This window comes from Desulfohalobium retbaense DSM 5692, assembly GCF_000024325.1.
Classification (GTDB): Bacteria; Desulfobacterota; Desulfovibrionia; order Desulfovibrionales; family Desulfohalobiaceae; genus Desulfohalobium; species Desulfohalobium retbaense.
In genome coordinates this window covers 528,374-544,188 of the sequence record NC_013223.1, presented here as the reverse complement: position 1 = coordinate 544,188, position 15,815 = coordinate 528,374, and the positions used below count along the sequence as shown (strand labels likewise).

The following is a 15,815-nucleotide window of genomic DNA, read 5'->3' as shown; positions in this document are numbered from 1 at the left end:
CCCCTATGGCCGAACACGGATGCTCCAGCTGTTCCTCCGGCGGCTCTGGCTGCCAGGGCGGCAAAAACGAACAGGAAGATCAAAAGCTCCAGAACTGCCTCTCCCGGATCAAGAACAAGTTTGTAGTCTTGTCGGGCAAGGGTGGGGTGGGCAAAAGCACGGTCGCTGTCAATCTGGCGGCTTCCCTGGCCATGGCCGGACAAAAGGTCGGCCTCCTGGACGTCGATGTCCACGGACCGAGTGTGCCGCGCCTGCTGAGCCTTGGGCAGAGCAAACCCCATCTCGACAACCAATGCATCGAACCCATCCAATGGGATAAAAACCTCTGGGTCATGTCCCTGGGGTTTATGCTCCCCAATGCCAATGAGGCCGTCATCTGGCGCGGTCCGGTCAAAATGGGGCTCATCAAGCAATTTCTTGAAGACGTCGCCTGGGGCGATCTCGATTACTTGATTGTCGATTGCCCTCCCGGAACCGGAGACGAGCCCCTTTCGACCCTCCAGCTTTTGGGGCAGGACGCCGAGGCCGTCATTGTCACCACGCCGCAAGGTGTGGCCGTGGACGACGTCCGCCGCTCGGTCACCTTCTGCCAGCAACTCGGCAACCCGGTATTCGGCATTGTCGAGAACATGAGCGGTTTTGTCTGCCCCAGTTGCAAAGAGACCGTGGATATCTTCACTTCCGGTGGCGGCGAAGAACTTGCCTCGGAAATGCACGCCCGCTTTTTGGGCCGCATTCCCCTGGACCCGGAAATCGTCCGCGCCGGCGATGAAGGATATGTCTTTGTCAAAACCCACCACGAAAGTCCGGCGGCTCAGGCTGTGGGCAGTATCGTCAAGCCGATGCTCGCCAAACAGGAACTGCTGCAGGAAAAGCCCGCCGGACAGACCGCGCCGGCTCCGGAAGCAGACGGTGAAATGCTCATCGCCGTTCCGGTCGCTCAGGGCCAGCTCTGCATGCACTTCGGCCATTGCGAACAATTCGCCCTGGTCCGTGTAGACACCGCCAACAAGACCGTGCTCGGCACTGAGATGCACACCCCGCCGCCGCACGAACCGGGAGTGTTGCCCAAATGGCTTGCCGACCAGCAGGCCAACCTGGTCATTGCCGGGGGCATGGGCTCACGGGCGCAATCCCTGTTCACCCAGCACGGCGTCAAAGTCATCACCGGCGCTCAACCCGGTGCGGCAGAAGAGGTGGTCGGCTCCTATCTGGCTGGCACGCTACAAACAGGACAAAACATCTGCGATCACTAGCATATTTGTGATCCGGGCCCCTGCGCTCGGAGGCATGAACACAGGGCCGCTCTTTCCTCTCCTCCCTCTCATGTGTCACGCCATCCTCACAACGTCGAAGCCCCCGCCAGATTGGCGGGGGCTTCGACGTTGATATGACCTTGGAGCGTGAACCACGCTCGAGCCCTGTCTATTGTGCGGCGTCTTCCACACCCTGAAGAATCCGTTCCCCAAATCCCTGGCAGCCAACAGTCTTCGCGCCGCTGATCTGCGAGGCCAGATCCACGGTCACCTCCTTGGTCGCCAGCGCGGCTTCAACCCCGGCACGCACCAGCCCAGCCGCCTCATGCCATCCAATGTGGTCCAGCAACAGCGCCCCGGACAGGATCAGGCTTCCGGGATTGGCCTTGTCCTGGCCGGCGATGGTCGGGGCCGTGCCGTGGGTCGGCTCGAAAAAGCCGAGTTGGTCGCTCATATTCACGCCCGGCGCCAATCCCAGACCGCCGACCTGCGCTGCCAGCGCATCGGAGAGATAGTCGCCATTGAGATTCGTCGTGGCGATGACATCGTATTTTTCCGGAGAAATCAGGACCTCCTGGAACATGGCGTCGGCAATGCGGTCCTTGACCACCAGTTTGCCGCCAGCGTCCTGGCTTTCGGTCACCGTCTGCGTTCCGAATTCCTCTTCGGCCAATTCGTAGCCCCAGCCACGAAAGGCGCCTTCGGTGTATTTCATGATATTGCCCTTGTGCACCAGGGTCACGCTCTCGCGCCGCTGGTCGAGAGCGAATTGCAGGGCCTTGCGCACCAGCCGCTTGCTGCCTTTTTCGGTCATCGGCTTGATGCCGATCCCGGCCAGGTCATCGATCCGAGCCCCGAGTTCCTCGCGCAAAAAGGCCGCCAGCTTCCGGGCCTCTTTACTTCCAGCCGGCCATTCGATACCGGCATAGACATCCTCGGTATTTTCCCGGAAAACGACCATATCCACCTTCTCCGGGGCCTTGAGCGGCGACTCGATCCCCTGGAAATACTGCACCGGCCGAATGCAGGCATAGAGTTCCAGGGTCTGGCGCAAAGTCACATTGAGACTGCGAAAGCCGGTTCCCACCGGAGTCGCCAAGGGCCCTTTCATGGCCAGATCCGCCCCCTGCAGCGCAGCAAGGGTCGCCTCCGGGAGATAGTTCCCGGTTTCGGCGTAGGCCTTTTCTCCAGCCAGCAACTCTTCCCAGACCAGCCGGCGCGATTCCCCGTACGCGGCTCGGATTGCCCCGTCCAATACCGGGCGCGCCGCACGCCAGACTTCAGCCCCGATGCCGTCGCCCTCAATCCAATAGACTTGACGTTCGTCCATTATCTCTCCTTGTCATGTGTTCCTGGGTCCTCCAGGAGTTCAAAATCCCCGATTGACGTGTTCTTGCGCACATTGTCCCAATAAAAAATCCGGCCATTCATGGTAATATAGACGCCGTGGCCCATGACCTGCACGGTGCTGAAGGCGCACCCCAGATTGAACAGGGCGTCGGAGCGTCCAAAGGTGTAAGGGATCATCGCCCCGACCAGGGCAATGGTCTTCTCCAGTGCATTGCCGCCCAAAAGACGGGCGGTCTCAACCATCGTATCTGTCCCGTGGGTGATGATGATCCGCTCTTCGGGAGCATCAACGCACCGCTGGAGCACTGTCTGCCGGTTCTCCTCGGTCATCTCCAGGCTGTCGACGAGCATGAGCTGTTCCACGCGAACAGGCACCCGGCACCGGGCCTGCTCCAGGATATCCTGCAAATGGGTCTTGCCCAAAACGAGCTGACCGGCTAATTTATTGTAATCCTTATCGATGGTCCCGCCGGTAATCAAAATACGGATCGGCTTTTCCGGGTGCTGCGCCATGGAGCCCTCGTGGGTTTGTGCTGCTCTGGTTGCCGCTGTCTACTAGCCGCGACAACCATGCCAGGTCAAGGCGGCGCGCTTGACCCGTGGCAGATCTCAAACTAAGACGAAGCCTGCTTCAGCAAGCAGACGCCGGTTGTCGGCGCCGGTTCTTGTGGCTCACGCGGACTCCCCATGACCTTGAAAGCACGCCTCCTCTCCACTCTATTCATCAGTTTCGGCCTGATGGCGATCCTGCTCACGCTGATCTCCCACTGGGTCATTCTCAGTGATTTTGATCAGCTTGAGGTCAAGACCATGCGTGCCCATATGGAGCGTCTGGACCGTGCGATGGATAAGTCCTTGCAAAAAATCGACCAGACAGCCCAGGCCTGGTCTCAATGGCGAGCCGCGGCCAATTTTGTCACTGACCGCAATGACAAACAAGTCTTTGCCTCCCTGCTGAACAAGCAGACCATGCAGACCCTGCATCTGAACCTGCTCATGCTGAGAGACGCCTCCGGCGATATCCTCTTTGAACGCTACTACGACTACACCGAGCGCAAATGGATCGAACCCATTTCAGGCACCCGGGGGCACCTGTTCCATCTTGCCAGAGAAGGCTCTCCAGAGGTCAAAAAAGGGATCTACGCGCTGCCCAAGGGGCCCTTGCTGGTCAGCGCCAGGACCATCTCCTCGGCCGGGGAGCCGGTGGGGACCCTGGTCATGGGGCGCATCTTTTCCCAGCAGGAGGCCAAAAGCATGGCCTCGCTCACAAATCTGGACATTGCGGCCTACGATCTCAAGCACCCGCCCCTGCCTCGCGACGTCAGCTCCGCCTTGTACCACCTGAGCCTCAAATCCCCCCGGCACATCAAAGCCACGGACAATGGCCAATTGCACGGCTATATGCTGGTCAAAGACCTTTTTGATTTTCCGGCTATCTTGTTCAAGGTGAGCCTGGAACGCTCCATCCACGCCCAGGGAATCCGGGCCGTAGCCATGCTCATGGCTTTTTTCGTGGCTGTCTTTGCCCTGTTCGCCTTTGCCAATCGGTTTGTGTTCCTGCGCTACCTGATCCGCCCCTTTCGGTTGTTGCGCGCTGATCTGGACAAGATCGAGGACCTCAGCGACCTCTCCAGGCGGGTCTCCATCCCCCAGGAACCCGAATTCCAGGCTGCGTCCCGGGCCATCAACCGGACCCTGGCCAGTCTCGAGGCCAACCGCAAGGAACTCACCGAGGCCCATGAACGCTACAGCGCTGTGGTCAACCAGAGTTCCGAGGCGATTTACATGTACGACGCCCGGACCAAAAAAGTCCTTTTCGGCAATCCGGCCATGGCCAATCTGCTTGGCTACCGGAGTGAGGAATTGCTCCAGTGCACCGTTTACGACCTGGTTGAGGCTTCCAAAACGGATATCGACGCCACGATCCAGAATATCCTCTTTGGCACCCCTTTCGTGGGCGAGCGCTCCTACCGAACCAAGTCCGGTCATCTGGTGCCCATGGAAATAACGGCCTCCCTGGTCCATTACCAGGGCCGGCGGGTGGTCAGTGTTGTCGGTCGCGACATCAGCGAGCGCAAAAAATCCGAAGAACGCATCCGGTATCTCGCCTACCACGATCAGCTCACGGGACTGCCCAACCGGACCCTGTTTCTGGACCGACTGGAGCAGTCCCTGAAGGAGGCCCGGCGCAACAGGGACAAGCTGGGACTCTTTTTCCTGGATCTTAACGATTTCAAACACATCAACGATTGCCACGGGCACAAGGTCGGGGACCGGCTTTTGCTGCAGGTAGCCGAACGTTTGCAATCCAGTCTGCGGGAAATGGACACCGTGGCCCGCTTGGGAGGCGACGAATTCGTCGTCATTGTCAAAGGCGGAGCCAGTCGGCACAATTGCCGCAAGGTCGCGCGGAAGCTTATCCAGTCCATCGATACCCCCTTTCTTGTGGAAGAAATCGATCAGGAAGTCCGCATCGGCCTGAGCATCGGCATCAGTATTTTCCTGGACGATGCCGCTACGCTGGAAGAACTTATCCAGCACGCGGACACGGCCATGTACGCCGCCAAGCGCAACCCCAGCAGCAGTTGGGAATTCTTTGCAGCTTCATCGGCCCCTGGAACCTGTCAAACCTCAAACGCACCGGTCGAGTCCGGAGAGAACCAGTAAATATGACCGAACCCCACTCGCTCATCGGCCATCTCGAACGCACCGCCCAAACCATCCGCGACCTGGAGGCCAAGGCGCAGCAGGCATTGAACAGCGGCGACCCTGACGAATACAAATCCTTGCTGGAACGCAAGTGCGAGACCCTGGAAGACCTGCCGCAACGCCTCGCTCCAGCCCTCAACGATCTCCCGCAGGACCAGCAGTCATCGGTCGAAAGCCAGATCGCAGGGTTTGCCCAGCGGGCGGCCCAGGCCCTTGAACTCGACAGCGTTTTTTTCATGTACGCCCTGCTCTACCCGGAAACGTACCAACCCGGGGCTCCCAACGACCTAGAGGCCTTTATCCTCACCTTACGCTCCTCACTCTAGCCCACTGGAAGGCGTGTGGGGCGTGCGCTGATTGTGGAGCGCAATGCCGAATTCGAGTCAGGAATCCCGGCAGGACCCTTTTGGGACCACCAGGGCGGGGAGGTCGGTGATGGCGGGGACAATGAAGTCAGCTCCAGCAGCCGTCGGACTCCCAGCTTGGGCTATCCTGCAGCCAAGTTGGTGTGGTCCCTGAAAATCCAGAGACCGGGTACCGACGGCGAGAGTCCGGGCCGGGTCGAGATGGTGGGCGTCCAGAAATTGGAGATAGGGGGCGGGGTCGGGTTTTGGTGGAGTCACGGCCTCCCGGGTCAACCATTGGGCCACGCGAAAGGCGTCCTGCGGAACAACCGCCTCGACAAAAGGAAGAGACGCCAACGTGACAACCCCGACTGTCAGTCCCTGGTCTGCGAGGTCCTGAAGCAACGAGGAGACCGGGGCCAAAAGCCGGGTCTGCGCTGCGACGGCCATTTCCGTTTCCAGCAGGGCAAAGCGGCACCTGGTGTGAAATTCCAGGGCCGTCTGGCGGTCGGTCTGGACCAGCAAGTCCCGGGCGCGGTCCACTGCCGCCCAGATTGTAGGCGCTTGAGGAAGGGCAATATCAAAGGCCGCGGCAATCGCCGCGGCCTTTTTGTGCATCTGCGTCGTGTCCAGGGGGATTTGCGCCAGGGTTCCCCCAAAGGCGAAAATTATTCCCTGGATGCAAGGAATACTGGACACAAAACGGCTCCTTACTCCACAATCTCTTGCAGGGTAAGATCAAAGTTCAACGTCTTTCCGGCCAGAGGATGGTTGGCGTCCAGGACCACCTTCTCCTCACCGATCTCGGAAACCGTGACATGGGCTTTGTTCCCGTCATTGAGGGTCACTTCCAGGACCATCCCCAATTCGGGTTCGAGTTGGGCGGTGATCTCTTCTTTAGGAACCTCGATGAACAACTCGTCCCGGGTCTGGCCATAAGCCTCGTCGGGATCAACAGCCACAGCCTTGTTTTCGCCGATCTCCATGCCGGTCACGGCCGACTCGAATCCAGGAATGATCTGATTTTCGCCAAGAGTGAATTCGAGGGGTTCGCGTTCCGACGAATCGTCAAAAACAGTGCCGTCGTTCAGGGTGCCTTTATAATGGACCCGGACCTTGTCACCCTGTTGGGCTGTACGCATGGTTCCTCCTTGTGGGATTAAAGGGGCTTGACGGCATCAACGCCCGCCAAGCAGTATGTCTACAGAAATGGACTTGGCTCAACCAAGTAATGCAAAATCGTAGCTGGAAAGGTGAGGCATTGTAAACCGTGCAGCGCAAATTCTCTCCCGGCCCGCTCGGGCTCCTCATCCTTTTGTTTTGTCTCTCTTTCTGGCCCCAGACGGCCGGGGCGGAACAATTGCGGTACACAATTTCCTGGCACGGTCTTGAAGATACTGAATTGGAACAGACGTTGCGAGCCGTCTCGAACACAGCACAATATATCGAGACCCCACCAGCCTCCCTCGGACTGCTCCGACAGCGTATCAAGGAGGATATCCCCCGCTTGCAACAGGTATTGCAGGCCCGGGGCCACTTCAAGGCTCAGATCTCGCATCAGATCGACCTGCAGGCCTCGCCCATCGAAATCCGCTTCCGGGTCATTCCTGGGCCCCAATTCGCTTTGGAAAAAATCGTCTTTCGGTCCGAACGGCCATTGCCGAAACAGGTGGGCTTTCCCACCCCCGAACAACTCAGGCTCTCCCCCGGCTCGGGCATCACCACCGAGGCCCTCGTGCGGGGACGCCGCTTGGCCGAATCCTATTTTCGCGACCGCGGCTGGCCTTTTGCCGAAGTCCAGAAGCCAGAGGCCACGGCTGATCACGCCACCGCCACGGTCAGTGTCGTCTATCCCGTCTCTCCCGGCCCCCGCCTGCGTTTCGGTCCCCTGCGGCTGGAAGGGCTCAACCGGGTCAATCCGGTCCATGTCCGGCGACAAGTGGCCTGGGAAAACGGGGCCTGGTATAACGCCACCCAAGTCGATGCGACCGAGCGGGCCCTCCTGCAAAGCGGTCTGTTCACCACGGCCGCGATCCGGCGCGGTGAAGCCGGAGAAGGCGACATGGCCCTGCCGCTTTCTCTCCAACTCCGAGAACGCAAGCCGCGCACGGTCAAAGCCGGGGTGGAATACACCTCCGACTTCGCCTTTGGAGCCCAACTCAGTTGGGAACACCGCAACCTTTTCGGGCGTGGGGAACGGTTGCAGACACAAGCCAAATACAACGCTGCGCAGAAAACTCTTGAATCCTCCCTGCGCTTCCCCTCCTTTCTGGACCCCGCGCAGGAACTCGTCCTGTCCAGCGATCTGACCGAAGAGGATACCGACGCCTACACCAGCCGCCACCTGCGCAACAGTGTCCGCCTCGAGCGGCAATTGACCACCTCCTTGCGAGGCGGACTCGGGATTGGACACGAATACCTCGAACAGGAAGAAGATGATGCCACGGACATTTTCAACCTGATCTCCGTGCCCCTGTTTCTGGATTGGGACCAACGCAACGATATCCTCAATCCGACCCACGGCTACCGGCTGCAAATCCATGCCACGCCCTACCAGGATATCGCTGATGAAACCGGCAATTTTTTTAAATACAAGGCCACCGGTTCCCTGTATATTCCTCTCATGGCTGGACCACGCCTGGTCTGGGCCGGGCAGGCTGGCTTCGGACAAATCCTCGGGCGCACCGGCGCGGTTCCGACCAGCAAACGGTTCTTTCCCGGCGGCGGGGGGTCCATTCGGGGTTTCCGGTACCAAAGCGCCGGGCCGTTGGCCTCCGACGACACCCCGCTTGGCGGGCGCAGTGTCCTGGAACTCTCTTCGGAATTCCGGATCGCCCTGAGCGACAAGTGGGGAGGCACCGTTTTTGTCGATACCGGGCGGGCCTATTCTGGCATCGAACCCGAAACCCGGGAGGAGCTGTTCTGGGGGGCAGGTATCGGCCTGCGCTACTATTCCGGAATCGGTCCCCTGCGGCTGGATGTCGCCACCCCGCTCAACCCCCGGGAGGGCACGGACGATCCGCTGCAATTCTATTTCAGCATCGGCCAGGCCTTTTAAACCTGCCCCATACCGAGCAGATGGAGCAAGAAAACCGCTCTGGCTGTTGCAAGGCACCATCTTCCCAGGCCGTCGACAAATCCCCAAAAACGGCGTGCAAACAATTCTGAATCGCTGAGCGCTGCTCACTAGGCAAGGATTGGGCCGCTTTACCGCCATGAGCTGACTCTGGCTTCCCCTGCCTCGTCCAGGCAGGGTTCCAGGGCAAGAGAGGCGATATTTGTGTTGCAACGACTTTTCCGTGTATTCATCTTCGGCCTCGTTGCAGGGCTGCTCCTTCTCGGTGGGATCTGGGCCGGTCTGCAGACCGAATACGGCCGGAGCACTCTGCTGCACGCGGTGGAATATATTACCGCCCTGACTTCCCCGATCGAACTCGAACTCGAAGGCCTTGGTTCGGGATTTCCGGGATCGGTGCGCCTGGAACGCCTTGAACTCGCTGACGCCAACGGCACCTGGATGGCAGCCGAGGCCATTGGACTCGATTGGGATTGGTCGGCGTTGTGGCACGGCCGCCTCCATGGCGAACGGCTTTTTGCGCGGGAAATCGTCTGGTACCGCCCGCCGCAGACCCCACCGGACCCGGAGCAGGACACCCCGCCCTGGTGGCTTTTGTCCCGCCTCAGCCTGGAGAGTCTCAGTATTCCCAAACTCACCGTGGCTGGAGACCACCCAGCCGCCTTGGCGGTGAAGGGCCAATTTGACGGCCGCCCCGAGGCACTCCGGGCGAACCTCGCCGCCAAGGCCCTGCAGGGCAAGGACACGCTGCGGCTGAACGGGCGCTTCACCCCGGAACAGGCGGCCTACGAGCTGACCCTCGAGACCACGGCTGAGGCCCAGGGGCCGTTGGCCCGGCTGACCCGCCTGCCTGGACCGTGGCACGGTCGCCTCCAGGCCAACGGGACCCGCCGGCGCGGCTCGGGAACAGCCCGCTTTAAAGGCGAGCACCTGGGTCAGGCGACCGTTGACTACAAAACGATCCCGGAAGCCTCCGGGGTCAGGACAACGCTTCAAGGCCGCATGGCCCCGGCCGCCTCGGTTGTGCCGAGTACCCTCGCCCCCTGGCTCGCACCCGGCGTGGACCTGCGACTCACAATGGTCGTGCCCGAATTGGTTCCCTCGACACTCCAGCTGGAATCGTTCGAACTCCGCAGTCCGGAGTTCAACCTGGACGCCTCCGGAAGCTGGCAGCGTAAGCAGCGCCAATGGCAAAGCCAGGTGGCCCTGAGATTGGGCTTGGGCCCAGTCGCCCCGCCACAAGGGCTCATGCTTCCCGATACTCTCCATATCAGCGGCGATCTCTCCGGATCATTCGCCGGCACCCCCACCTCGCTGCGTTGCACTCTGGATACCGATCCAACAACACTCGCCTACAACCAGCCCGGCGACCTCCGGAAACTCACGCTGCACAACAGCACCGTGAGTCTGACGGCCGAGTCCACCACTTTGACCGACTGGCGGGTCCGGGTCAGTGCCGCTGGCACCCTGGAAGGAGACTCCAAGTCAGGCCCAATGACCCCGCTATCGTGTCTTGGCGAACTGCACACCGACGACCGTTTGCTGTGGACGATCCCTACAGCGAGCCTGCGTCTGGATGACACCGAAGCCCTGACCCTCGAGGGCCGTTTCAATACCAAGGAAACCACCGCTGAAGGCCGTCTCAGTCTCACCCCGGAGGTTCTGCGCCGCCTGCCTCTGCCTTCCGGAGTGGCGCCTTTTCTGCCGCAGGGCATGGTGACGACCTCTTTCAGCGGTCGAGGCTTCCCGCTCGATCTGCAGGGACAGCTCAAAGGCGATCTCAGCTGGCCCCGGCTGCCCGCTCGGATCCGTCGTCTCGGCGGAACACACGATGTCGCGCTGCTGGCCGACTGGGGCTGGCATTCGCCGCAACAGCTCCGCCTGGACAACCTGGATATTTCCACGCCCTCAGGCCGCGTGTGGGGCGGCGGGACCCTGAACACCGCCTCCCAACGTTTTGCCGCCAGGCTCAACCTCAGCCTGAAGTCAACATCCTGGCCGGCTGGCAACCTCGCGGTGTCCACAGCCCCGCTCAGCGCAACCCTGGATGCGACCGGGGCTGTACCCCGGCCCGTGTTTGATTTCCGTCTTGATTGCCCTCGAATGCGGGTCGGCAATCTTCCTGCCCTGGAGGCGTTCCACGCCGAGACCCGCCTTGTCGCAGATGCCCGCGGCATTGCCGGCCCCCTTGCGCTCCAGGCCCGGCTGGGCCAGGACCGTGCCGAGTTGCGGTCCGCGGTGGCCTGGCGCGACAGGGTGCTCTCGCTGAGGAATCTGAACGGCCAGTGGGGAGACTCGAATATCACCGGGAGGGTGCGCTGGCCCTCCGCCAATGGTCTGCCCAGCGCTTCGCTCAGCCTGGATGCGGTCCTGGGCGAACTGGCCCAGTATGCCACCCTTCCGGTCAAAGGCCGCCTCCAGGCCGACCTGGACATCGCCGAGCGTCCGGAGAATCAAAAATGGGCCCGGTTGGATTTTACGTGTCAGGACGCCGAATGGGGGCCCCAGTGGACGGCCCAGCGACTCGAAGGTCAACTCGCCCTCGACGCCCCCGAACCTCCACTGCGGGGCTCAGGCTCCCTCAATCTGACGGAAGTGAAGCGCGGATCCTGGCGGATCAATTCCGGGCGGCTCGCGGCCCAGGGAAGTCTGGCTGATCTCGCTTTCACCTCTTCCCTCAAAGGGCACTCCGGTGTCGCCCCGTTCGCTTTGAGCAGTTCCGGTCTTCTTACCAAGGATGACACGGCCACTCGGGTGCGCCTGGACAGCTTCAACGGCACCGCCACTCCACGTTTGCCTTTCCGGTTGGCGGAAACAGCCCGATTGAGCAAAGAACCTGGCAAATGGACACTGACAATGCCCCACCTCAACCTGGGACCGGGGAAACTCACTCTCGAGGCCAAGACCGAGCGCAACAGGGTGGAGGCGCGTCTGAGCGGGCAAAAGCTGCCTCTGGCCGGGCTGAACCCGTTTGTGCCCTGGTCCCTGGCCGGCAGCATCACGACCCGGGCCGATCTGACAGGGACCCTGCAGTCCCCTCGCCTCCAGGGCACCCTGGCCATCAAGGACAGCAAAATCCGGCAGGGTCGCTGGCGGGAGGTCCCCACGCTCGAGGCCGAGGCTTCCTGGGATTGGCGGCCGGGAACCTTCCAGGCCGAGATCGGTGCACGCCAGGCGAGCAACGGCACCCTCAACGCCTCGGTCTCCCTGCCCCTGGATTTGGCTCTGGCGCCTTTCACCATAGCCCCAGACCCCGCAGGGGCCTGCCGTGGCAGCCTGAGCAGTTCCCTGAGCCTCAATTTTCTGCCTCGGGTCTTCAACGCCGACGGTGTTCTCCTTCAGGGCCAGCTTGCAACCACGGCCACCCTCGACGGAACATGGGAACGTCCCGATATCCAGGCGGAAGCGGCCATGGACCAGGGACATCTGGAACACGTCTACCACGGCATTGTCCTTGAGGAGATTGCCGGGCGTTGTGAACTCGATACCAGCGGCATTTCCGAGCTCCGGCTCACGGCCACCGACGGCGCCAAAGGGAATTTGACCCTGGAGGGGACGATCCCCATACAACCGGAGCCCCGGGCCGACCTCAGGGCCCGCTTCGAGCAGATGGCCCTGGTCCGAAAGGACCAGCTGGAAGCCATAGCCTCCGGCACTGTCGACCTGAGCGGCCCCTTCTCTTCGCCCCGGCTGACCGGTTCCGCTACCCTGGAACGCACCGAGATCCGCATCCCCGAGCAGTTGCCCCCGTCGGTCACCGGTGTCGAAATCGTCGAAGTCAATGCTCCGCAGGAAGAGACCTCCGCCGGCTCATCCCGGAGCCGCCCCCCTGCGGCTATCGATCTGGACCTGGAATTGGATATTCCCCGCCGCTTTTTTGTCCGCGGACGCGGGCTGGAAGCCGAATTCAAAGGCGGCTGCCAAGTCACGGGCACGACCCGAAAACCCCGTTTGCAAGGCGAACTGGAAGCCGTCTGGGGCCGTTTCACCTTTTTCAGCAAGACGCTGACCATTGAAACCGGACAGCTCTTCTTTGAACAACGCTCACCGCCAGCGCCGCGGATCAATGTCGCCGCCGTCAACAGGCAGGATGATTTTCTGGCCCGGATCTGGCTCACCGGTAAGATCGACGATCCCGGGATCCGCATGGAATCCGAGCCGGCCCTGCCCCAGGAGGAAATCCTGGGCCGGGTCCTGTTCGGGCGGTCCATCACCACCTTGACGCCGTTGCAGGCCTTGCAACTGGCCCAGGCGTTGCGGGCCTTGAGCACCGGTCAGACCGGAGGCTCTCTGACTACACGCTTTTTCGAAAAGACCCGCCGGCTGCTGGAGCTTGACGAATTCGGTGTCACCGGGGGCGACGGCGGCCCCTCCTTGGGAATGGGCAAATACATCCAGGACAATGTCTATATCCGGGCGCAAAAAGGGTTGGAGAGTGAGGAAGACAAGATCGAAGTCGAGGTCGAACTCTCGCCACACACCAGTGTGGAAAGCCAGGTCGGCGGGCAGGGCCGCAGCGGGGTGAGCCTGAACTGGAAACTCGATTATTAGTGACTGAGGCACTTCGGGAGGTCGGGAATCATCGTCCTCTTGAAGTTTCCCGTGCATCTGTCGTCGTCCCGAGCCAGAACGAAAACGCCCCCGATCTTGCAGGCAAGGCCGGGGGCGTTTTCGTTGTGCTTGGAAAACAATTGCTACGGTGCGATGGACCGCTCATAGAGCGCGGCAATGGCCTGACGTCCGTTTTCCTGCAAAAACCGGGTCCCTGTGCCGGTGAAGTGGCGCTTGGTGATCAATGGCTCGGCGATCTGATTCCACTGATCCTTATCCCACTGAAACCATGCGTCTTTCTCCTGATCAAAAACATAGGTCGGCTTGTTGCAGATTTTGGCGAATTCCGCCCCCCAGCCGGTGCCCCCCTTGACCGTGTCGTCGGGCTGGATAATGCCGACAATAAAAATCTCCTGGCCGCTGGAGACCTGCCAGCCGATGGACTGCAAGACCCTGCGGAACAAGGGACCTCGGGAATAACTCCGGCGCATGATTTTTGAAACATAGGTCAGGCTGAAATCCTTGAGTTCCAACTCTTCGGTGGTCAGCATGCGGATACCGCGTTGCCGCTCGATCCGGTGGCCCTCAAATGAATAATTGACTTCCTGGATGCCGTATTGCTCGGCCAGGGCCCCGAAAGCCGCTTCCGTTCCGGTTGCTCCGCCACTGAAAAGAATACATTCGTTGGGATTCAGCATAACCGCTCCTTACAAGAGATTCGAAGACTACACAAAAAGGGCCAGGTTCAGTCTGAGCTGGAAACGTGAGGCGCCCGGGCCAAGACGGACGCGGCGTCCCGACGGCAGGAGCTCATCCTGGGCAACGGGGCACAGAACTTGACGTTTCCCAGTCCAGGTAGCACCCGCCCGGGCCGTTGACAAGCCTCAGCCTCGGGCCTAGAAGCGCCCTTCTGGCTCCCGGCACCGTGCTCAAGGTTCTTGCTTCGCGCTCGGCCGGCGGCACACCCATCCACCCCCGACACCCTGCTCGAGTCCCCATGTCGTTTCGCCGCTCCCCAATGTACCTCTTTTTGCTCGTCCTGACCGTGTCCGTGTGGGCTGGGTTTCAGGGCTGGCGGACGCTTTTGAACAATTTCGCCGTTGAGGTCGCCCACCTCGGCGGGCACCACATGGGCGTCATCCAATCGGTCCGCGAGGTCCCGGGGTTTCTCGCTCTGCTGGTCATTTATATCCTGCTGATCGTCAAAGAACACCGCTTGGCCGCGGTTTCCGTACTCATCCTCGGCCTCGGCGTGGTCCTGACCGGATTTTTTCCCTCGTTCTGGGGCGTTCTGCTGGCCACTTTGCTCATGTCCTTCGGCTTCCACTATTTTGAAACCGTCAACCAGTCCCTGACACTGCAATACTTCTCCGTGGGCGACGCCCCGCTCGTTTTCGGTCGATTGCGCGCAATCGGCGCTGCGACCAGTATCGGCGTCGGCCTCTCCATCTTCGCCCTGGCCAACTGGCTGCCCTATAAGCTCCTTTTTGCCCTGCTGGGCTGCATCAGCATTGCCGGCGCCATGTGGTGCCTGTTCCAGGACCCCACGGACACCAATATGCCGTCGCAGAACAAGCATATGGTCCTGCGGCGGCGGTACTGGCTCTTTTACACCCTGACCCTGCTCGCCGGGGCCCGGCGGCAGATCTTCATCGCCTTCGCCGTATTCTTGCTCGTGGAGAAATTCGGACTCAGCGTCCAGGAGATCACCTTGTTGTTCGTGGCCAACCAGGCCCTGAACTACTTTGTCAGCCCCCTGGTCGGACGGGCCATCAACCATTTTGGCGAACGCTCGGTCTTGAGCGTGGAATACGCCTCGCTCATCGTCGTCTTCCTGGTTTACGCCCTCAGCGATTCCCAATGGCTGGTCCTGGCCATGTATATCGTGGACCACGTGGTTTTCAATTGCGCCATGGCCATCCGGACCTTTTTCCAGAAAATCGGGGATCCCGGTGACATCGCCCCGAGCATGGCCGTCGGCTTTACCATCAACCATATCGCGGCGGTGCTCATTCCGGCCGCAGCCGGCCTGATCTGGCTCGTCGACCCCGCCTGGGTTTTTCTCGGTGGCGTGGGGTTGAGCCTGTGCTCGCTGCTCCTGGTCCAGGCCATCCCCTGGCAGCTCAAAAGAAGCCGCACCGCTTCATCCGGTTAGATAGGAGCGGACCGTCTCCACTTTCCGCCGGAGGCGTCCCGAATCTCCGGCCCGGCTGTCGATCTTGACGGTCATATACACCCGGTCGCTGTCCTGGCGCAGACGATCGTGACATGCCTTGACCACGGCCATGACCTCGTCCCATTCCCCCTCCAGGCAGGTCCCCATAGGATGCAATTCATAGGGCACGCCGCTGCTGCGAATAATCTCCAGCGCCGCGGCCACATATCTGCCCACACTTTCGCCCTTGTCCATCGGGAAAAGGGACAATTCCGCTAATACTGACATGGTTCTCTCCTTGTTGCTCTGTCTCTGCCCCATTCTGAACCAGGTGTCCCAAACGTAGCCGTGCCCCTCCAAGCGGGTGGGAACGC

12 protein-coding genes are annotated in these 15,815 nt (G+C 60.9%); 6 read left to right on the top strand and 6 right to left on the bottom strand.

Going from position 1 to position 15,815, the window contains the following annotated elements; genetic code table 11:
• Window positions 1-5: 5 nt before the first annotated feature.
• On the top strand, window positions 6-1,256 hold the full coding sequence (locus DRET_RS02185; protein WP_015750895.1) for an iron-sulfur cluster carrier protein MrpORP: 1,251 nt from the start codon (window positions 6-8) through the stop codon (window positions 1,254-1,256).
• Window positions 1,257-1,425: 169 nt separating this feature from the next.
• Here the strand turns inward: DRET_RS02185 and icd are convergent, their stop codons facing one another.
• The gene (icd, locus tag DRET_RS02180; protein WP_015750894.1) at window positions 1,426-2,586 is read right to left on the bottom strand and encodes an NADP-dependent isocitrate dehydrogenase; all 1,161 of its coding nucleotides are present in this window, start codon (window positions 2,584-2,586) and stop codon (window positions 1,426-1,428) included.
• Entirely contained in the window at window positions 2,586-3,119 is a 534-nt protein-coding gene (locus DRET_RS02175) for an asparaginase domain-containing protein (protein WP_015750893.1), read from the bottom strand. Before DRET_RS02175 ends, icd begins: the two co-directional genes overlap by 1 nt.
• Before the next feature lie 174 nt (window positions 3,120-3,293).
• On the opposite strand from DRET_RS02175, the gene DRET_RS12825 reads away from it, so the two are divergent.
• Together DRET_RS12825 and DRET_RS02165 are read left to right on the top strand one after the other, a co-directional pair.
• Window positions 3,294-5,273 carry a sensor domain-containing diguanylate cyclase gene (locus tag DRET_RS12825; RefSeq protein ID WP_015750892.1) on the top strand — a complete coding sequence of 660 codons (1,980 nt, stop codon included), beginning with the start codon at window positions 3,294-3,296 and terminating at the stop codon, window positions 5,271-5,273.
• A gap of 2 nt (window positions 5,274-5,275) precedes the next feature.
• Window positions 5,276-5,641, top strand: coding sequence for a hypothetical protein (locus tag DRET_RS02165; protein ID WP_015750891.1), 366 nt, complete (start codon window positions 5,276-5,278; stop codon window positions 5,639-5,641).
• Between the two features lie 57 nt (window positions 5,642-5,698).
• Here DRET_RS02165 and DRET_RS12820 read toward each other — a convergent pair whose 3' ends face one another.
• Window positions 5,699-6,358, bottom strand: a complete 660-nt coding sequence (locus tag DRET_RS12820; protein WP_015750890.1) for an HAD family hydrolase — start codon at window positions 6,356-6,358, stop codon at window positions 5,699-5,701.
• An 11-nt stretch (window positions 6,359-6,369) separates the two neighbouring features.
• The gene (locus DRET_RS02155) at window positions 6,370-6,801 is read right to left on the bottom strand and encodes an FKBP-type peptidyl-prolyl cis-trans isomerase (protein ID WP_015750889.1); all 432 of its coding nucleotides are present in this window, start codon (window positions 6,799-6,801) and stop codon (window positions 6,370-6,372) included.
• Between the two features lie 128 nt (window positions 6,802-6,929).
• Between DRET_RS02155 and DRET_RS02150 the strand changes: the two genes are divergently transcribed.
• Window positions 6,930-8,717 (top strand): autotransporter assembly complex protein TamA, encoded by a 1,788-nt coding sequence (locus tag DRET_RS02150; protein ID WP_015750888.1) that lies wholly within the window; start codon window positions 6,930-6,932, stop codon window positions 8,715-8,717.
• A 222-nt stretch (window positions 8,718-8,939) separates the two neighbouring features.
• Window positions 8,940-13,286, top strand: a complete 4,347-nt coding sequence (locus DRET_RS02145; protein WP_015750887.1) for a translocation/assembly module TamB domain-containing protein — start codon at window positions 8,940-8,942, stop codon at window positions 13,284-13,286.
• A gap of 143 nt (window positions 13,287-13,429) precedes the next feature.
• Here the strand turns inward: DRET_RS02145 and DRET_RS02140 are convergent, their stop codons facing one another.
• Window positions 13,430-13,984: a hypothetical protein gene (locus DRET_RS02140; protein WP_015750886.1), complete on the bottom strand. Its 555-nt coding sequence runs from the start codon at window positions 13,982-13,984 to the stop codon at window positions 13,430-13,432.
• A gap of 299 nt (window positions 13,985-14,283) precedes the next feature.
• Here DRET_RS02140 and DRET_RS02135 point away from each other — a divergent pair, with 299 nt between their 5' ends.
• A complete protein-coding gene (locus DRET_RS02135; protein WP_015750885.1) occupies window positions 14,284-15,441 on the top strand; it encodes an MFS transporter in 1,158 nt (385 codons plus the stop codon).
• Here the strand turns inward: DRET_RS02135 and DRET_RS02130 are convergent.
• On the bottom strand, window positions 15,430-15,729 hold the full coding sequence (locus DRET_RS02130; protein ID WP_015750884.1) for an MTH1187 family thiamine-binding protein: 300 nt from the start codon (window positions 15,727-15,729) through the stop codon (window positions 15,430-15,432). The genes DRET_RS02135 and DRET_RS02130 overlap by 12 nt on opposite strands.
• Window positions 15,730-15,815 lie beyond the last annotated feature (86 nt).